The 18,698-nt window shown below is 72.2% G+C and carries 15 protein-coding genes; 11 read left to right on the plus strand and 4 right to left on the minus strand.

Going from position 1 to position 18,698, the window contains the following annotated elements; genetic code table 11:
• Nucleotides 1–66: 66 nt before the first annotated feature.
• On the minus strand, nucleotides 67–1,416 hold the full coding sequence (locus tag ACGF5G_RS27945) for a hypothetical protein (RefSeq protein ID WP_393268065.1): 1,350 nt from the start codon (nucleotides 1,414–1,416) through the stop codon (nucleotides 67–69).
• 89 nt (nucleotides 1,417–1,505) lie between these two features.
• Between ACGF5G_RS27945 and murD the strand changes: the two genes are divergently transcribed.
• Nucleotides 1,506–2,855 (plus strand): UDP-N-acetylmuramoyl-L-alanine--D-glutamate ligase, encoded by a 1,350-nt coding sequence (murD, locus tag ACGF5G_RS27950; RefSeq protein ID WP_393268068.1) that lies wholly within the window; start codon nucleotides 1,506–1,508, stop codon nucleotides 2,853–2,855.
• 70 nt (nucleotides 2,856–2,925) lie between these two features.
• Here murD and ACGF5G_RS27955 read toward each other — a convergent pair whose 3' ends face one another.
• The gene (locus tag ACGF5G_RS27955) at nucleotides 2,926–3,903 is read right to left on the minus strand and encodes a hypothetical protein (RefSeq protein WP_393268070.1); all 978 of its coding nucleotides are present in this window, start codon (nucleotides 3,901–3,903) and stop codon (nucleotides 2,926–2,928) included.
• Nucleotides 3,904–4,173: 270 nt separating this feature from the next.
• On the opposite strand from ACGF5G_RS27955, the gene ACGF5G_RS27960 reads away from it, so the two are divergent.
• Together ACGF5G_RS27960 and ACGF5G_RS27965 are read left to right on the plus strand one after the other, a co-directional pair.
• Complete coding sequence (locus ACGF5G_RS27960) at nucleotides 4,174–5,481, plus strand: aspartate aminotransferase family protein (RefSeq protein ID WP_393268073.1); 1,308 nt, start codon at nucleotides 4,174–4,176, stop codon at nucleotides 5,479–5,481.
• A 23-nt stretch (nucleotides 5,482–5,504) separates the two neighbouring features.
• Nucleotides 5,505–7,019, plus strand: coding sequence for a CoA-acylating methylmalonate-semialdehyde dehydrogenase (locus ACGF5G_RS27965; RefSeq protein WP_393268279.1), 1,515 nt, complete (start codon nucleotides 5,505–5,507; stop codon nucleotides 7,017–7,019).
• Here ACGF5G_RS27965 and ACGF5G_RS27970 read toward each other — a convergent pair.
• Nucleotides 6,991–8,508 (minus strand): acyltransferase, encoded by a 1,518-nt coding sequence (locus ACGF5G_RS27970; protein WP_393268076.1) that lies wholly within the window; start codon nucleotides 8,506–8,508, stop codon nucleotides 6,991–6,993. The two genes, ACGF5G_RS27965 and ACGF5G_RS27970, sit on opposite strands and share 29 nt — an antisense overlap.
• Before the next feature lie 196 nt (nucleotides 8,509–8,704).
• Between ACGF5G_RS27970 and ngcE (ACGF5G_RS27975) the strand changes: the two genes are divergently transcribed.
• From ngcE (ACGF5G_RS27975) to ACGF5G_RS27985, 3 genes are all read left to right on the plus strand, one after another.
• Nucleotides 8,705–10,123, plus strand: coding sequence for an N-acetylglucosamine/diacetylchitobiose ABC transporter substrate-binding protein (ngcE, locus tag ACGF5G_RS27975; protein ID WP_393268078.1), 1,419 nt, complete (start codon nucleotides 8,705–8,707; stop codon nucleotides 10,121–10,123).
• A gap of 64 nt (nucleotides 10,124–10,187) precedes the next feature.
• The gene (locus tag ACGF5G_RS27980) at nucleotides 10,188–11,096 is read left to right on the plus strand and encodes a carbohydrate ABC transporter permease (RefSeq protein ID WP_393268081.1); all 909 of its coding nucleotides are present in this window, start codon (nucleotides 10,188–10,190) and stop codon (nucleotides 11,094–11,096) included.
• Nucleotides 11,097–11,131: 35 nt separating this feature from the next.
• Nucleotides 11,132–12,001, plus strand: coding sequence for a carbohydrate ABC transporter permease (locus ACGF5G_RS27985; protein ID WP_393268083.1), 870 nt, complete (start codon nucleotides 11,132–11,134; stop codon nucleotides 11,999–12,001).
• Between the two features lie 433 nt (nucleotides 12,002–12,434).
• On the opposite strand, the gene ACGF5G_RS27990 is transcribed toward ACGF5G_RS27985, so the two are convergent.
• Entirely contained in the window at nucleotides 12,435–13,424 is a 990-nt protein-coding gene (locus tag ACGF5G_RS27990) for an N-acetylglucosamine kinase (RefSeq protein WP_393268086.1), read from the minus strand.
• A 191-nt stretch (nucleotides 13,425–13,615) separates the two neighbouring features.
• On the opposite strand from ACGF5G_RS27990, the gene ACGF5G_RS27995 reads away from it, so the two are divergent.
• From ACGF5G_RS27995 to ACGF5G_RS28015, 5 genes are read left to right on the plus strand one after another with little or no spacing between them, the layout of a single operon-like run.
• Complete coding sequence (locus ACGF5G_RS27995; protein WP_393268089.1) at nucleotides 13,616–14,578, plus strand: MurR/RpiR family transcriptional regulator; 963 nt, start codon at nucleotides 13,616–13,618, stop codon at nucleotides 14,576–14,578.
• Nucleotides 14,575–15,324 (plus strand): sugar isomerase domain-containing protein, encoded by a 750-nt coding sequence (locus ACGF5G_RS28000; protein ID WP_393268092.1) that lies wholly within the window; start codon nucleotides 14,575–14,577, stop codon nucleotides 15,322–15,324. The genes ACGF5G_RS27995 and ACGF5G_RS28000 overlap by 4 nt, the downstream gene beginning before the upstream one ends.
• Before the next feature lie 26 nt (nucleotides 15,325–15,350).
• On the plus strand, nucleotides 15,351–16,787 hold the full coding sequence (gene ngcE / locus ACGF5G_RS28005) for an N-acetylglucosamine/diacetylchitobiose ABC transporter substrate-binding protein (RefSeq protein WP_393268094.1): 1,437 nt from the start codon (nucleotides 15,351–15,353) through the stop codon (nucleotides 16,785–16,787).
• 20 nt (nucleotides 16,788–16,807) lie between these two features.
• The gene (locus ACGF5G_RS28010; protein ID WP_357699230.1) at nucleotides 16,808–17,716 is read left to right on the plus strand and encodes a sugar ABC transporter permease; all 909 of its coding nucleotides are present in this window, start codon (nucleotides 16,808–16,810) and stop codon (nucleotides 17,714–17,716) included.
• Complete coding sequence (locus tag ACGF5G_RS28015) at nucleotides 17,716–18,645, plus strand: carbohydrate ABC transporter permease (protein WP_393268096.1); 930 nt, start codon at nucleotides 17,716–17,718, stop codon at nucleotides 18,643–18,645. Before ACGF5G_RS28010 ends, ACGF5G_RS28015 begins: the two co-directional genes overlap by 1 nt.
• The last annotated feature ends 53 nt before the right edge of the window (nucleotides 18,646–18,698 follow it).

Genomic DNA, 18,698 nt, shown 5'->3' on the forward strand with positions numbered 1-18,698 from the left:
TGCGCTCCGCCCGGCGTGTCGTGGCAACAACTTCATGATCAACGGGCGTGGCCCGGGCCAGGAGAGTCAGGTGAGGGCGGTGAGGGCCTTGGCGTACGGCGGGGGGACGTGGTTCGGGCCGCCCGGGGTGAAGACGTCGGAGTTGGCGGCGGCCGACCAGGCCGTGGCCGGGACCGCGTCGACGAGGGCGCGGACGACCGGGGCGTCGCGCCACTCGTCCTGCTCGGCGAGCAGGCTCAACGCCACCACCGACTCCTCCACCTCGCCGACGCACTCGAACGGCTTGTGCCCGTCCACGCCCAGCAGCTCCCGGTAGCCGGGCACCTGCGCGGGGTCGGCGAGCAGGTCGCCGCCGAAGATGTGGGTGATCCGCTCGCGCGACATGAACGGCGCCATGGCCAGGAAGACGAACCGGCACTTCGGGCAGTCGCGGCACCAGCGCGCGCTGGCGTCGCGCAGCTTGAACGCGGCGTTGCAGCTGGTCACCACGTCGTCGTAGCGGTCGATCTCGGCGAACAGCCGGGCGATGTGCAGCTCGGACAGCGAGCGCAACAGCGAGAAGTACGGCTCGGTCAGCCCGGCGTGCTCGGCCAGCGCCGCCCGCAGCAGCCCTTCCGCCTCCACGCCCTTGGACCACTGGTGGTTGATCTCGTGGCCGTTCCAGACCAGGTTCGGGTCCGACGCCGACCGCTCGTTGGACATCACCACCGGGCCCAGCCCGTGCAGCACCGCGGTGGCGACCGCGATCAGCGAGTTGATCGCGGTGACCGGGATGTGGCCGTTGAGCGCCCCGGCGGCGTTCAGCTCGAACAGCACCGGGTCGATGCGCCGCCGGGCGGCGAGCGGGGTGAGCCCGGACGCCTCGTTCACCGAGACGATCACGTGGTTGGGGTTGACCGAGAACGGCACCGGGTCGAACCCGGCCCGACGCAGTGCCTCCAGGCTGACGATCGAGTCCTTTCCGCCGCCCACCGCCGAGAGCGGACGCCGGTCGGAGTCGTCGTACACCCGGGCCGGGGCGACCGTGCCGGCCGGCACCTCCGGGCGCAGCTCCAGCACGTGCGGCAGCTGGTTGCGGTACGCGTACTCCGCGAGGCCCTTGGTGTAGAGGGCGGTGACCAGCTCGGCGGCGGCCGCACCCAGCGGTGCCGGCAGCACCACGCGGGGCGGTGCGGCGGCCTTGTAGTAGCTGACCCCGGCGACCACGTGCAGCAGCTCCAGGACCCGGCCGAGGGCCGCCACGGTCTCGTCCGACGGCGGCGCGTCGGGCAGCGGAAGGGTGATCACCTCGGTGAACCGCTGCTCGCCGTCGGGGCCGGTGAGGGCGTAGTCGAACAGGACCTCCCCGGTGGAGAGATCGATCGAGTAGGACGGGAAGGTGAAGGCGTCCATCCGCCGGAGCTGCTCGTTGGGCACACGCCATACTAGGCCCTGGTTCGTCCGGCCGTGTCCGGCTGCGCCGGACCGCCCCTGCCTCGCCCGCCGACACCCCCTGAGGAGAGCCTGTGCGCCTGTCTGACCTGCGCGGACGTACCGTCGCCGTCTGGGGCGCCGGTCGGGAGGGCCGGGCCGCCGTGACCGCGATCGCCGCGCACGGCCCGGCCGACCTGGTCGCCGTTGACGACAGCGCCAACTTCCTCAGCCTGCCCTGGGAGGGGGCGCTGGCCGAGGCGGCGCCGCTGGTCACCGGCGAGGACGGCTTCGCCCGGCTGGCCGCCGCCGAGGTGGTGGTCCGCTCGCCCGGCGTGCCGCAGACCCACCCGTGGCTGGTGGAGCTGCGTCGGCGTGGCGTGACCGTCACCCAGGGCACGGCCCTGTGGATGGCCGACCACGCCGAGCGCACGGTCGGCGTCACCGGCAGCAAGGGCAAGAGCACCACCTCCAGCCTGATCAGCCACCTGCTCGCCGCCGTGGACCGGCCGAACGTCTTCGGCGGGAACATCGGCGTGCCGACGCTGGACCTGCCGGATGCGGAGCTGTATGTGCTGGAGCTCTCCAGTTACCAGTGCAGCGACCTGACCGACTCGCCGCGGGTGGCGGTGGTCACCGCTCTCTTCCCCGAGCACCTCGACGCGCACGGTGGGGAGGCCGAGTACTACCGGGACAAGCTCAACCTCCTCGCGCACGGGCCCCGCACCGTGGTGGTCAACGGCGCCGACCCGCGACTCGCCCTCGAGTTGGGCGACCGGGCGGCCGTGCGCGCCGGCCTGCCCGACACCGCCCACGTGGCCGGCGGCCCCGACGGCACGCCCTGGTTCCACCTCGGCGACCGGCCGCTGTTCCCGCGTGCGGTGCTGCCGCTGGTCGGCCGGCACAACGAGGGCAACCTCTGCGTCGCCCTCGCGGTGCTCGACGCGCTCGGCGTCGACGTGGTGGCCCGCAGGGACACCCTGGCTGTGGCGGTGGCGGGGTTCCAGGGGCTGGCCCACCGGCTCACCGAGATCGTCGACCCGTCCGGCCTCACCTTCGTCGACGACACCCTGGCCACCAGCCCGTACGCGGCGATGCACGCGATCGACGCGTACGAGGGGCGGCCGTTGACGGTGATCGTCGGCGGCACCGACCGGGGGCTGGACTACACGCCGCTGCGCGAGCACCTCGCGGAGCGCGAGATCACCGTGATCGGCATCCCGGACAGCGGCGCCCGGATCGTCGAGGCGCTCGCCGGGCTGCCGAAGGTACGCGCCGAGGTGGTCGACGACCTCGTGGACGCGGTCCGGCTGGCCCGCGGGCTGACCCCGGCCGACGGGGTGGTGCTGCTCTCCCCGGCCGCGCCCAGCTACGGGCGGTTCCGCAACTTCGAGCACCGCTCCGAGGTCTTCGCCCAGGCCGTCCGGGACACCGCCGCCGGCTGACCGCCGAGGCGCGGAGCGCACGTCCCGGCACCCGGCGCCTGGTCTTCCCGTCGCGGCACCCGGCGGTCGGTCAGGCCGCGACGAGGGCGGCGTGCAGGGCGCGCATCGACCGGATCGCCGAGCGGATCTCCTGGAGGTAGCGGCCCGGGGTGAGGGTGGGCTCGGGCAACCCGGCCAGGTCGGGCAGGGTCGGGTCGACGCCGACGGTCTCGATCCCGCAGCCGTACGGCACGGCGAGGGTGCGCAGCGCGTCGCAGTGCTGGAACGGCACGTAGATCGGTGCGGTCACCATGAGCACCGGGTCGCCGGTGCGCAGGTTGACGTGCTCCGCCCAGAACCGCTGGGTGTCGGCGGTGTGCGCCCGCCGCCGCGCGGGATCGGTGGACGGGGCGGCGAGCACCCGGACCGGCGGGCCGCTCGCGGGCCGGTAGGTCCGCGACGACCAGGAGTGGTGCGGATGGCCCCCGTCGTGACCGTCCTCCTCGGCTGGGGCGGCCACCCCGAACTCGCGCCGCACCGCCGCGTCCAGGGCCTCCACCTCGGTGTCGCAGGGCGGGACGCCGGCCGCCGCCAGCCCCGCGCGCTCCACCTCGGACAGCGGGCGGAAGCTGCCCAGCACGGCCACCTCGCCGGCGACCCGGGTGCCGGCGCGCAGCAGGTGCGCCGCGTACGCGACCCGGCGCTGGCAGGCGTTCGACAGCCCGCCCAGCACCACCAGGTGGGCGTACTCGGGCCGGGCCGGCGGCACCGGGTGGACCAGGCCGAGCGCGGCGGCGGCGCCGAGCACCAGGCCGACGGTGGCCGGGTCGAAGGCGGGTTCCCGCGCGTCGGGGCGTTCCCGCCCGCCCCGGAAGTCCCAGTGCCGGGCGGAGAACTCGTCGAGGCCGGCCAGCACGGCCGCCAGGTCCCCGCCCGGCCAGTCGCCGCCGAAGTGCCCGACCAGGGCGCGCAGCGGCGCCGAGTCCACCCAGGCCCGTACGCCGGCCGTGATCTCCCCGGCGCCGGTGCCCGCCGCACCGGTGGGCAGCGCCACCTCCCCGATCCGCACCGCCGGATCCTACCGGCGGCCGGGTGCCGGAGCCGGTAGGAACGGCGTTGCCAATCTGGAGCGGCTCGCCGGATGCGGAATGAGTCGCGTGATCCCACGCCGGCCACCGAAAACCGGGTGGCGACCGGTTCTCGGCCCCGGAAACCGCAGCATCCGGGTTGACGCGCTGTCAGGCGGGGACCGCCGCTGCGCTACACAGTGACAGTTGTCCCTGCCGCCCGGTGATGAGAGCGTGCGGGTTACCGCCAACGCCGCTGAGAGGGTGCGACGATGACCTCCGACGATCTGCTGGCCCGGCACCGGGCCGTGCTCCCGTCCTGGATGCCGCTCTACTACGACGAGCCGATCGAGCTGGTCTCCGGTTCGGGCCGCCGGGTCACCGACGCCCGGGGCCGCACCTACCTGGACTTCTTCGGCGGCGTGCTCACCTCGATGGTCGGTTACGACATCCCGGAGATCCGGGAGGCGGTCGAGCGGCAGCTCCGCACCGGCATCGTGCACAGCTCCACGCTCTACCTCATCCGACAGCAGGTCGAGCTGGCCGAGAAGGTCGCGCGGCTCTCCGGCATCCCGGACGCGCGGGTGTTCTTCGCCAACTCCGGCACCGAGGCGAACGAGGCGGCGCTGCTGTTCGCCACCAACCACCGCCGCTCGGCGCAGATCCTCGCGGTGCGCAACAGCTACCACGGCCGGTCGTACGCGACGATGGGCGTGACCGGCAACCGCGGCTGGTCGGCCAGCGCGCTCAACCCGCTCCAGGTGGCCTGGCTGCACTCTGGGGAGCGGCTGCGCGGCCTGCTCGCCCGGCTCGACGAGACGCAGCGCGTCGACGCGGCGGTGGAGGACCTGCGCGAGGTGCTCGCCACCCAGACCGCCGGCGACGTGGCCTGCCTGATCGCCGAGCCGATCCAGGGCGTCGGCGGCTTCGTGCACCCGCCGGACGGGCTCTTCGCCGCCTGGAAGAAGGTGCTCGACGAGCACGGCATCCTGTTCGTCTCCGACGAGGTGCAGACCGGATGGGGGCGCACCGGCGAGCACTTCTGGGGCTACCAGGCGCACGGCGTCACCCCGGACCTGCTCACCTTCGCCAAGGGCATCGGCAACGGGTTCGCCCTGGCCGGCGTCGTGGGCCGGGCCGAGGTGCTGGAGTCCGTGCCGGCGATCAGCTTCTGCACGTTCGGCGGGAACCCCGTCTCCACCGCCGCCGGCAACGCGGTGCTGGACTACCTGCTCGACCACGATCTGCAGGCCAACGCGGCCCGCACCGGCGCGATCCTCGCCGACGGCCTGCGTGCCGCCGTGGGCGGTCTCGACTGCGTCGCCGAGGTACGCGGCAAGGGGCTGATGCTCGGCGTCGAGTTCGTCCGTCCGGGCACCGTAGAGCCGGACCCGGCGCTGACCGTCCGCGTCCTCGAGGCGTGCAGGGCGGGCGGGCTGCTGGTCGGCAAGGGCGGCCTGTACGGCAACGTGCTGCGGATGGGCCCGCCGCTGACGCTGACGGAGGACGAGGCCCGGGAGGGCCTGGCCGTCATGGTCGACGCCATCCGCTCCTGTGCGGCGGCGGCGGTCCAGGCATGAGCGCGGCGAACGGCGGGCCCGGCATGGACAGGGCGACCGCCCCGGAGCTGGCCACGGTGTCGCACTTCGTCGACGGCAAGCGGTTCGCCGGCACGTCGGCCCGGCACGGGGACGTCTTCGACCCGGCCACCGGCCGGCGTACCGGTCAGGTGGCGCTGGCCTCGGCGGCGGACGTCGCGGTCGCGGTGGAGGCCGCCGAGCGCGCGGCCCGGGCCTGGCGGGACGCGTCGTTGGCCCGGCGGACGGCGGTGCTCTTCGCCTTCCGCGAGCTGGTCAACGCCCGCCGCGGCCGGCTGGCGGAGGTGATCACCGCCGAGCACGGCAAGGTGCTCGCGGACGCCGCCGGCGAGGTGCAGCGCGGCCTGGAGGTGATCGAGTACGCCTGCGGCATCCCCTCGGCGCTGCGCGGCGGGTTCAGCGAGAACGTCTCCACCGAGGTCGACTCGTACAGCCTGCGCCAGCCGCTCGGCGTGGTCGCCGTGATCTCCCCGTTCAACTTCCCCGTCATGGTGCCGCTGTGGTTCGTGCCGGTGGCCGTGGCCTGCGGCAACGCGGTGGTGCTCAAGCCGAGCGAGAAGGACCCGAGCGCGGCGCTGCTGCTGGCCGAGTGGTTCGTCGAGGCCGGCCTGCCCGACGGGGTGCTGAACGTGGTCAACGGGGACGCCGAGGCCGTCGACGCGCTGCTGGACCACCCCGGCGTGAAGGCGGTGTCGTTCGTCGGGTCCACCCCGGTCGCCCGGTACGTCCACCAGCGCGGCAGCGCCGCCGGCAAGCGGGTGCAGGCCCTCGGTGGCGCGAAGAACCACATGGTGGTGCTGCCGGACGCCGACCTGGGCCTGGCCGCCGACGCGGCGGTCAACGCCGGGTTCGGTTCGGCGGGGGAGCGGTGCATGGCGATCTCGGCGCTGGTCGTGGTGGAGCCGGTCGGCGACGCCCTGGTCGCCCGGATCGCCCAGCGGATGGCCCGGTTGCGCACCGGCGACGGCCGGCGCGGCTGCGACATGGGCCCGCTGGTCACCGCCGCACACGCCGAGAAGGTCCGCTCGTACGTCGCGGCCGGGGTGGCCGCCGGCGCGGTGCCGGTGGTGGACGGCCGCGACGTCGAGCCCGACGGCGACGCCGACGGGTTCTGGCTGGGCCCGACGCTGTTCGACCGGGTCACGCCGGACATGTCGATCTACACCGACGAGATCTTCGGCCCGGTGCTCAGCGTCGTGCGGGTCGGCTCGTACGACGAGGCGGTGGACCTGGTCAACGCCAACCCGTACGGCAACGGCACGGCGATCTTCACCAACGACGGTGGCGCGGCGCGGCGCTACCAGCACGAGGTGGAGGTCGGCATGGTCGGCATCAACGTGCCGATCCCGGTGCCGATGGCGTACTACTCCTTCGGCGGCTGGAAGTCCTCGCTCTTCGGGGACCTGCACGCGCACGGCGAGGACGGGGTGCGTTTCTTCACCCGGGGCAAGGTGGTGACCAGCCGCTGGCTGGACCCGCGCCACGGCGGGGTCAACCTCGGCTTCCCCACCCAGACCTGAGCAGCCGCAGGGCGCCGGACCCGGCCAGGTACGCCGCCAGCGCCGAGGCCGGCACCCCCAGCGACTCGGGGGCCGACTTCGGTGTCTCGGCGTTGACGACCAGGGCGTACACCACGGCGGCGAAACCGGCGCCGGTGACCGCGGCGCGGGCGGTGCCCCGCCACCCCGGACCGGCGGGCTGACCGGCGTCGTGCCGCTGACCGGCGTCGTGCGGCCGGCCGGTCGGCTCGGGGCCCTGGGTGGGCGCCCCGCCGCCGTCGGCGCGCCGGCGGTCCCGGCCACGGCCGGTCGGGCCGGTGCGGGCCTCGACGGGGCCGAAGACGGCGACCAGGACGGCCAGCACCACGGCCAGCATCAGCACCCAGGGCACCCGCCAGGCCAGCCAGGCGGCCGAGCCCACGGGCGGGGTCGGCAGCTCCCCGGCCGCGTCCAGCGCGCCGACCAGCAGGATCGCGGCGGTCAGGTGCCAGAGGAAGACGGTGAGCACGACCGCGTTCACCGCGATCACCGCCTGCCAGGGACGGGAGCGGCGCAGCCAGCGTTCCGCCGGGTCGCGCAGCAGCAGGATCAGCCCGAGCTGGGCCGTGGTCAGGGTCAGCAGCGCGAGGCTGGGCGGCGCGGCGTTGTCCAGCCGCTCGCCCGGCACGTTGAGCATGGCGACCGGGTACGGCCCGACGGTCAGCAGCACCGTCGCGGCCAGCCCGCCGAGCAGCGCCGTCCCGCCGGCCCGCCGCGACAGCGGCAGCCGGTGGGCCCGGACGCCGCGCCGAACGGGCGCGTCGGGGCGGGCGGGCGCGTCGGGGCGAACGGGCGCGTCGGGGCGGGCGGGTGGCTCGGCGCGGGCGTCGCGCCAGGCGAAGCCGAGCTGGTGGACGGCCAGCCACCCGAAGAGGTAGTTCGGCAACGCCAGCTCGGCCGGCCCCAGCGCGCGCCCCAGGTCGCCCGCCGCGACCAGCGCGGCCAGCGCGAGCGGGACGAGCAGGCCGAAGCGCCGGTGCAGGGCGTACATCGCCGGGGTCAGCGGCACCACCACGAGGTAGGCCGCGAGGAACCACAGCGGGATGGTGGCGAACCAGGCGACGGTACGCACCAGCGTCGCCTCGGCGCCGGCCAGCGACGCGACGGCGGAGCCGGCGGCGATCACCAGCAGCAGCGCGGTCGTGGGGCGCAGCAGCCGCGCGCCCCGGTCCAGCAGCCAGGAGACGGCGTCGCCGCCGGCCGCCCGGCGGGCCGTCAGCGAGGCGGCGTTGGCGTAGCCGCCGACCAGGAAGAACACCGGCATCACCTGGGCCACCCAGGTCAGCGGGTACGCCCAGGGCAGGTCCGGCAGCGCCGAGCGGGCCGTCGGTCGGCCGGTAGGGTCCTCACCGATGGCGGCCACCGCCCAGTGGCCGAGCACGACCATGACGATCGCGAGCGCCCGGAGCAGGTCGACGTAGCGTTCCCGACCAGCCGGCGTGTGTGCGGCGAGTTGCCGCAGACGGCGCATGGCCCCGAGGGTATGTCAGGCGCGAGCCGACCGGTGGTGATAACGGTTCGGTCTGCGGTCTTGAAGTCCGCCGGTTACTGCCGTAGAAATTCTTCAGCAACACGTAACAAACTGAAGACAACTTCCCCCTGTGCCTCGTGCGGCGGCCCGCCTTCCCCCATCCGGCGCCCGCCCGGACCCGATCCGAGGAGAGACCATGAACAGGCGTGACATCCTGCGGCGCAGCGCCGCCGCCGGCCTGCTGGCCACCCCTGCCGCCGGCCTGCTCGCCGGCTGCGCCACCGGAGGTGGTGGCGACGACAAGGGCGACGCCGGCACCTACAAGGGCACCAAGAGCGAGCAGAACCCGCTCGGGGTCAAGGAGGACGCGCCCCTCGAGGTGGTGATCTTCAACGGCGGCTTCGGCGAGGAGTACGCGAAGGCCCACGAGGCCATGTACACCGAGAAGTACCCGAAGGCGAAGATCAAGCACTCGGCGACTCAGGAGATCGGCAAGACGCTCCAGCCGCGCTTCGTCGACGGCACCCCGCCGGACGTGGTCAACAACTCCGGCAAGGACCAGATCGACTTCAACGGCCTGGTCTCCCAGAACGCCATCGCCGACCTGGGCGAGCTGCTCGCCGCGCCGAGCCTCGACGTTCCCGGCAAGACGGTCAAGGACACCCTGCTGCCGGGCGCCGTCGAGGTCGGCTCGTACGACGGCAAGTTCATGGTGCTGAACTACACCTACACCGCCTACGGCATCTGGCACTCCACGAAGCTCTTCGCGGACCGGGGCTGGGAGTACGCCAAGACCTGGGACGAGCACATCGCGCTGTGCAAGAAGATCAAGGCGGCCGGCATCGCGCCGTGGACGTACGCGGGCAAGCACCCCCGCTACATGAGCTGGCCGCTGATCGCCACGGCCATCAAGTTCGGCGGGGCGTCCGTCGCCACGGCGATCGACAACCTGGAGCCCAACGCGTGGAAGTCCGACGCGATGAAGGCCGCGGCGGACGCGTGGCACCAGATCGTCAAGGACGGCTACATCCTCGCCGGCTCGCCGGGCCTCGACCACGTGCAGTCGCAGACCGCGTGGTGCCAGGGCAAGGCCGCCTTCATCTCCTGCGGCTCCTGGCTGGAGAGCGAGCAGAAGAAGGTCACCCCCGAGGGCTTCAACATGACGATCCAGCCGACGCCCAGCCTGGGCAGCGGCGACAAGCTGCCGTTCGAGGCGATCCGCGGCACCGCCGGCGAGCCCTTCATGGTCCCGGCCAAGGCGAAGAACCTCGCCGGCGGCCTGGAGTACTTCCGGGTCATGCTGTCGAAGAAGGGTGCCCAGGACTTCACCAGGAAGGTCTCCAGCCTGACCGTGGTGGCCGGGTCGACCGAGGGCGTCGAGCTGCCGTTCGGCCTCAGCACCGTGAGCAAGGCGCTGGAGGCCTCCGGCAGCAACGGCTTCAACTGGGTCTACAACAACTACTACCGGAAGCTGGAGCGTGAGCTCGTCGACGCCGCGTGCGGCGAGTTCTTCAGCGGTCGGATCGGCCCGGCGGAGTTCCTCGACCTGTGCCAGAAGGGCGCCGACTCGATCGCCCAGGACAGCTCGGTCAAGAAGTACAAGCGGGCCGCGTGACATCCGGCCGGTGGGGGCCGATCCGCCCCCACCGGCCCACCGCTGTGGGAGTAGGTCCTTTCTCGTGAAACATGGCAAGTACCCGCTGATCATCACGTTCCTGGTGCCACCGCTGCTGCTCTATGGCATCTTCGTGCTCTCGCCGTACCTGCAGGCCTTCCAGATCTCGACCACCGACTGGCTCGGCTACTCGGCCGAGGCCAACTCCGTCGGCCTGGCCAACTTCGAGAGGCTGCTGGACGACGGTCGGGTGTGGAACGCCCTCAAGAACAACGCGTGGCTGCTCGCGGTGGTGCCGGTGGTGACCATCGGCCTCGGCCTCTTCTTCGCCACGATGCTCAGCATGGGCGGCCGCAAGGGCCGGGCGGGGGTGACCGGCGTACGCGGCACGTCCGTGTACCGGATGGTCTACTTCTTCCCGCAGGTGCTCTCCGTGGTCATCATCGCCCTGCTCTGGAAAGAGGTCTACCACCCCAACAGCGGCCTGCTCAACGGTGCCCTCGGTGCCGTCGGCCTGCCCACGCCGGCCTGGCTGGGTGACCCCCGGTTCGCCTTCTGGTGCGCAATGGCGGTGATGATCTGGAGCAACGTCGGCTTCTACGTGGTGCTCTTCGGCGCGGCGATGTCGGCGATTCCGCGCGACATCTACGAGGCGGTGATGCTCGACGGGGCGTCGCGGTGGACCACCCTGCGCAAGATCACCATCCCGCTGCTCTGGGACACCGTGCAGGTTGCCTGGATCTACCTCGCGATCGCGGCCCTGGACGGGTTCATCCTGATCCAGCAGATGACCAACGGCGGCCCCAACTTCTCCTCCGACGTCATCGGCCTGCGGATGTACGAAACCGCGTTCGGCAGCGAGAGCAAGTTCGGTTATGCCTCGGCGATCGGCGTGGTGCTGTTGTTCCTGACCCTCTCGGTGGCGGTGCTGGCGCTGCGGGCCGCCCGGCGTGATCGGATCGAGTACTCGTGACAACCCTCGACAGGACCGCGCCCGACGGTACGGCCGTGGCGGACCGGCCGGCGCCGCGGGACCGGAAGCTCCGCCGCGATTTCGGCGTCGCCAACATCTTCTCGCACTGGTTCCTGCTGCTCTGGGGCGCGTTGACCGCGCTGCCGCTGCTCTGGATGTTCCTCAGCTCGTTCAAGAGCGACGGGGAGATCCTCTCCGACCCGTGGGGGCTGCCCGGCGCGCTGCGGTTCGAGAACTGGGCGCGGGCCTGGACCGAGGCGCACATCGGCCAGTACTTCCTGAACAGCGCGATCGTGGTGACCGGATCGCTCGCCCTGACCATGCTGATGGGCGCCACCGCGGCGTACGTCTTCGCCCGTTACGAGTTCCGGGGCCGGCAGTTCCTCTACTACCTGTTCGTCGGCGGGATGATGTTCCCCGTCTTCCTGGCCCTCGTGCCGCTGTTCTTCGTGGTGCGCAACGCCGGCCTCTTCGGCACCTGGACCGGGCTGATCCTGGTGTACGCCGCCTACTCGTTGCCGTTCACCGTCTTCTTCCTCACCGCCTTCTTCCGGACCCTGCCGATCGCGGTCGCGGAGGCGGCGCTCATGGACGGGTGCGGTCACTTCCGGCTCTTCTTCCGGGTGATGCTGCCGATGGCGCGACCGGGTCTGGTCAGCATCGCGATCTTCAACTTTCTCAGTCACTGGAACCAGTTCATCCTGCCCCAGGTGCTGATGCAGGGCGACGACTCCAAGTGGGTGCTTGCGCAGGGGCTCGCCGCGCTGGCGGTCAGCCAGGGGTACCAGGGTGACTACAGCGGTCTCTTCGCGGGCCTGACCATCGCCACGCTGCCGGTGCTGGTCGTGTACATCCTCTTCCAGCGGCAGATCCAGTCGGGCCTGACCGCCGGCCAGCTCAAGTAGCCGCGTCCGTTACTGATCACCCGGTCGGGCGGCTGGCGCGGCTCGCTCCGTCGCCCTCCCGCCCCTGACCGACGGGCGGAGGGCGACGGTCGGGGCGCTCCGCTCGGCCAACCTCTGGGACGAGGTGAAGGACCGGCTCGGCGCGCTCGCTGTCGAGCTGCCCCAGCGGTGGGACCACGCGAGGCCGGACGGCTCAAGCTGGCTGGCTCCGACGGGTGGCCGGACGGCTCGGTCCGGTGGCACCGATCGGTGGGCTTCGGGCGACGGTGGTCTCACAGACGGGGCAGCTCGACAGCGACCGCACGCCCGCTCGCCGCCGCCCACCTCACGTCACCTCACGTCACCTCGCCTCGCGCCACAGCCGCCGGCGCGAAGAGGCGGCGGGGCCGGGTCAGGAGGCCGGTCAAGGGGCAGGAGGCCGGGCAGGGGGCGGTCAGGGGGCCGGTGGCACCAGGCGGGCGTGCAGGGCGACCGGATCGGTCACCTCGGGCAGGTCGCGGGCGGCGAGCCACGCCGCCGCGGCCGCGCCGTCGCCGGCCGAGCACAGCACCGCGTCCGGCCAGCGTCGCGCGACCTCGGCCCGGACCGCGGCCGCCAGCGGGGTGTCGCCGGTCAGCAGCCCGCCGCCGAGCACGATCGGGGAGGCGTCGCCGGCCGGGCGGATCCGGGCGGTGCTCTCCGCCAGGTGGGCGGCGGCCTCGTCGATCAGCCCGCGGGCGACCGGCTCGCCGTCGACGGCGGCGGTGACCACCAGGGGCGCGAGCCGGGCCAGCTCCACCGGGGGGCGTCGGGTCACCGCCTGGACCAGCGCGTCGCCGGTGTCCCGGGGCCGGGGCGCCACCTCGGCGGAGCCGAGCAGCTCGGTGAGCACCGCCCGCCCCAGCCGCCCCGGGGCCTGCCCCCGGTCCAGGTCGGACAGCAGCCGGCGGACCGCCTCCCGGCCCAGCCAGAAGCCGGAGCCGGCGTCGCCGAGCAGCCAGCCGTGACCGTCGGCGATCCGGTCCAGCCGCAGTTCGCGGACCTGTGCGGCGATCGCGCCGGTGCCGGCGATGACCACGGTGCCCTCGGGGCTCGCGGTGCCCGAGGCGTACGCGACCAGGGCGTCGCCGCGCACGTCGTACGGGCAGCGCAGGCCGGCGTCGCGCCAGGCCCGGTCGAAGGCGTCCCGGCCGGCGGGGTCGGCGAGCAGCCGGCCGGCCCCCGCCAGGCCGATGGTGCCGGCCCGGACCCGGGTGGGGTCGACGTCGGCGAGCGCCTCCCGCAGGGCGGCCAGGAGTTCGCCGGCGGCCCGCTCGGCGCCGTGGCTGGTGGGGTTGCCGCCGCCGGCCCGGCCGGTGCCGAGCCGGCACCCGTCCAGGCTCAGGGCGGCCGCCCGGGTGGACGTACCTCCGACGTCGAGACCGACCACGACGGTGTCGGACATCGGCACCCACCTCCTTGATCAACGCCGCGTTCATGCTGGTCGGCCTCGCGGTGAAGGGCAAGGGCCGGGGCCTGTGGCGGGCTGTGCGCCAGGTAACAGTTTGAAAACTTCGCCCACGGCCTTGACACGGAGGGGCCTTCAGTAAGAACTTTTACCACTAACAGTAAATAATCTTTTCGGAAAGGCGTCCCATGGTTGATCACGAGGTGGACATCTCCGCGGGGACCGCGGTGGTCGACGCCGACGCGGTCGACCGGCGGGCCGCCCTCGGGGTCCCCTCCGACGGTGTGCTGGCACGGGTCCGGGCCGGCGCGGGTGACCTGACCGGGGCGCTGCGCCGGGTCGCCGAACACGTGCTCAGCGACCCGGAGGCGGCCGCCCGGGCGACCATCGTCGAGCTGGCCGAGCGCAGCGGCACCTCCCCGGCCACGATCACCCGCTTCTGCCGGGCGATGGGCTTCGACGGCTACGCCGACCTGCGGCTGGGCATCGCCGCCGAGACCGGCCGGGCCCGCTCGGCGGGCTGGACCGTCGACATCGGACGCGAGATCCAGCCGAGTGACCCGCTCTCCCGGGTGCTCGACCAGATCATGGCCGCCGACACCCGCGCCATGCACGACACCGCCGCGCTGCTGGACCTCGCCGAGGTCGAACGCGCCGCCGTCGCCATCGCCGGGGCGTCCCGGGTGAACATCTTCGGCGCCAGCGGCAGCGCCCTCGTCGGCGAGGAGATGCAGTTCAGCCTGCACCGCATCGGCGTGGCGGCCTGGGCCTGGAACGACGTGCACGAGGGACTCGCCAGCGCGGCCCTGCTGCGCCAGGGCGACGTGGCGCTCGGCATCTCGCACGCCGGCCAGACCCGGGAGACCATCGAGATGCTCGCCGAGGCCGGCAGCCGGGGCGCGACCACCGTGGCGCTGACGGGCTTCCCGCGCTCGCCGCTGGCCGAGCTGGCCGACATCGTGCTGCTCACCGCCAGCCAGGCCACCACGTTCCGCCCCGACGCGCTGTCGGCCCGGCACCCGCAGCTGGTCGTGCTCGACCTGCTCTACATCGCCGTCGCCCAGCGCACCCACGACCGCGCCCACGCGGCCTTCCGGCGCACCGCCCAGGCCGTCGACGGGCACAAGGCCGCCAAGGGGGCCACCGCATGATCAGCGCCCAGGGGTACGCCGAGGCGGTCCGTCCGGTGCTCGACCGGCTGGTCGACACCAGCGCCGACGGGATCCGCGTCGCCGCCGACCTGATCGCCACCAGCCTGCGCGCCGGCGGGGTGCTCCAGGCGTTCGGCGCCGGCCACTCCGAGGCGTTCGCCGGGGAACTGGTCGCCCGGGCGGGTGGACTCGTGCCCACCAACCGGCTCGCCATCCACGACCTCGTGCTGCACGGCGACGCCCCGCGCGACCTGCTCGCCGATCCGAAGCTGGAGCGCGACCCGGCCATCGCCCACCAGCTCTACGCGCTGGCGGCCCCGCAGCCGCAGGACGTGTTCGTGGTGGCGTCCCAGTCCGGCATCAACGGCTCGGTGGTCGAGCTGGCGGCGCTGGTCACCGACCGCGGCCACCCGCTGATCGCGGTCACCTCGATCGAGCACACCGCCCGGGTCGCCCCACGGCACCCGTCGGGCCGGCGGCTCGCCGATCTCGCCGACGTCGTGCTGGACAACGGCGCGCCGTACGGCGACGCACTGCTGCCGCTCGAGGGCGGCGGCGCGGTCTGTGCGGTCTCCTCGGTCACCGCGGCGCTGCTGGCGCAGCTGCTGACCGCCGAGGTCGTACGACGGTTCCACCAGGCCGGTGAGGTACCCCCTATCTACCTCTCCGCCAACGTCCCCGGCGGGGACGAGCACAACCACGCCCTCGAGTCGCGGTACGCCGGGCGTCTCCGGCGGACCGCCTGACCCGAACACCACAAGGAGAGACGACGATGTCGATTACCCCCGACAACCCGGCCGACCTGAGCCGCCGGACCGTGCTGCGCCGGGCCGCCGCGGTGGGCCTGCTCGCCACCCCGGCGGCCGGCCTGCTGAGCGCCTGCGCGACCAGCGGTGGCGACGAGAAGAACGAGCAGGTCGCGGGCGGCACGAAGAGCGCCACCAACCCGCTCGGCGTCCCCGAGGACGCCCCGATCGAGGTGGTCATCTTCAACGGCGGCTACGGCGAGAAGTACGCCACCGACGTGCACCAGCCGCTCTACAAGAAGGCGTTCCCGAAGGCCGAGGTCAAGCACCAGTCGACCCAGGCCGTGTCCACGGTGCTCCAGCCGCGGTTCGCCTCGGGCAACCCGCCGGAGTTCGTGAACAACTCCGGCGAGAAGCTGATGGACTTCGGCGCCCTGGTCGCCGACGGCCAGCTCCAGGACCTCACCGAGCTGTGGGACGCCCCGTCGGTCGACGACCCCAACAAGAAGGTCCGCGACACCGTGGTGCCGGGCACCGTCGAGGCCGGGTCGTTCAACGGCAAGCCGTACGTCCTGTACTACGTCTCCACCGTCTTCGGTATCTGGTACTCGGGCAAGCTGTTCAAGGACAACGGCTGGGCGCCGGCGAAGAACTGGGGCGAGTTCACCGCGCTGCTCGACCAGATCAAGGCCAAGGGCATCACGCCGTACGGCTACGCCGGCGCGAACGCGGCCTACTACCAGTGGAACGTGATCCTCACCCACGCGGCGAAGATCGGCGGCACGGACGTCCTGAAGAACATCGACAACCTGGAGGACGGCGCCTGGCAGCAGGACGCGGTCAAGCAGGCCGCCGAGGCGTGGGCCGAGATCGGCGCCAAGTACGTCGACAAGAGCTTCGAGGGGCTCAAGCACACCGACGTGCAGCTGCGGCAGAACCAGTACAAGCTGGCGTTCTACCCCAGCGGCGACTGGCTGGAGGGCGAGCAGAAGAAGGACACCCCGTCCGGCTTCGAGTACCAGCTGATGCCGGTGCCGAGCCTGTCCGCCTCGGACAAGCTGCCGGCGACGGCGCTGCGGGCGACCGCCGGTGAGGGCTACTTCGTCTCGGCCAAGAGCAAGAACCCCAAGGGTGGCCTGGAGTACATGCGCCAGATGCTCTCGGTGGCCGGCGCGAAGGGCTTCACCGAGGTGGTCAAGGCCCCGACGGTGCTGACCGCCGGCTCGGCGGGCTTCGCCTTCCCGCCGGGTGTGGCCAGCTCGCAGGCCGCGCTCAAGGCCGCCGGCCAGGACGTGTTCAACCTGTACTTCGACGGTTGGTACAAGGAGCTCGACACGGAGGCGCGGACGGCCACCAACGAGCTGATGTTCGGCCGGATCAAGGCGGACGCCTTCGTGGAGCGGATCCAGAAGCGCGCCGACGCGATCAAGAAGGACAGCTCCGTCACCAAGTTCAAGCGCTGATCGAACGGAGCGTAGGGGTCATGCGGCACGGCAAGTATCCCTTCGTGATCGGGTTCCTCTTCGTCCCGGTCACCCTGTACGTGGTCTTCGTCATCGCGCCGTACGCGCAGGCGTTCCAGATCTCGATGACCAACTGGCGGGGGCTCTCCGCCCCGCAGTGGGTGGGCTTCGACAACTTCCGGAGGTTGTTCGACGACGACAACTTCTGGAAGGCGGTCCAGCACCACGGCGTACTGCTGCTTGCCCTGCCGCTGATCACCATCGCCATCGCGCTGTTCTTCTCGTTCCTGCTCAACGTGGGCGGCAAGAGCAGCGGCGGGCAGCGCCAGGGGGTCTGGGGGTCGAAGTTCTACCGGGTGGTGTTCTTCTTCCCCCAGGTCCTGGCGGTGGCCATCATCGCGGTGCTGTTCCAGACGGTCTACCGGCCCAACGAGTCCGGCCTGATCAACGGCGTGCTGATGAAGCTCGGCTTCGACCCGGTGCTCTTCCTGGTCCGGCCGAACCTGGCCCTCTGGTCGATCCTCGCGGTGCTGGTCTGGCAGGCGGTCGGCTTCTACGTGGTGCTCTTCTCCGCGGGCATGGCCTCCATCCCCGGCGAGATCTACGAGGCCGCCGAGATCGACGGCGCGAGCCGGGTGACGCTCTTCTTCCGGGTCACCCTGCCGCTGCTCTGGGACACCCTCCAGGTCGCCTGGGTCTACCTGGGCATCGCCGCGTTCGACGCGTTCGCCATCGTCTCCGTGCTCTCGGTGGACGGCGGCGGCCCGGACGGCGCGACCACCGTGCTGGCCATGGAGATCTACCGCAACGCCTTCGTCTACTCGAAGTACGGCTACGCCTCGGCCATGGGCGTGGCGCTGTTCTTCCTCACCATCACGTTCGCGGCGCTGACGCTGCGGCTGACCAAGCGGGAAAGCGTGGAGTACTGATGAACCCGCAGACGACGCTGCCGCCGACACCGGCGGCGCTACCGCCGAAGACCGTCAAGCCGGGCGCCGCGGATGGGCGCGGGCGCGGGGGCCGACGCTCGGAGGTCCGGCTGTTCGCCGGCCTCGGGCACGTGGCGCTCGCGGTCTGGGCGGTGATCGTGATCGTGCCGATCCTCTGGACCTTCCTCGCCTCGTTCAAGAACACCACGGAGATCTTCAGCAGCCCGTGGACGCTCCCGGCGGAGCTGCGGTTCGAGAACTACGCCCGGGCGTGGAACAAGGCGAACGTCGGCCGCTACTTCCTCAACAGCGTGATCGTGGTGACGTGCAGCACCTTCGGCACCATGCTGTTCGGTTCGATGGCCGCGTACGTGCTGGCGCGCTACAGGTTCTGGGGCAACCGGGCGATCTACTACCTGTTCGTCTCGGGGCTGGCCTTCCCGGTCTTCCTGGCCCTGGTGCCGCTCTTCTTCGTGGTGAAGAACCTGGGGCTGCTGGACACCCACACCGGGCTGGTGCTGGTCTACATCGCCTACTCGCTGCCGTTCACGGTCTTCTTCCTGGCCGCGTTCTTCAAGACGCTGCCGGCGTCGGTCGCCGAGGCGGGGATGATCGACGGCTGCTCGCACACCCGGCTGTTCTTCCAGGTGATGCTGCCGATGGCCAAGCCGGGCCTGATCAGCGTGGGGATCTTCAACATCATCGGCCAGTGGGCGCAGTACCAGCTGCCGCTCGTGCTGCTCTCCAACGCCAAGGACAAGTGGGTGCTCACCCAGGGCATCGCGGACATCTCGGTCAACGCCGGCTACGAGGCCGACTGGTCCGGTCTCTTCGCCGCCCTGACCATCGCCATCCTCCCCATGATCGTCGTCTACGCGATCTTCCAGCGGCAGATCCAGTCCGGCCTCACCTCCGGCGCCGTGAAGTGACGTGACCCGGGCGGTCGACGCGGTGCCCGCCGACGTCGACCGCCCGGCCGGAC

Source organism: Micromonospora sp. NPDC047730 (assembly GCF_043204765.1).
Taxonomy (GTDB): Bacteria; Actinomycetota; Actinomycetes; order Mycobacteriales; family Micromonosporaceae; genus Micromonospora.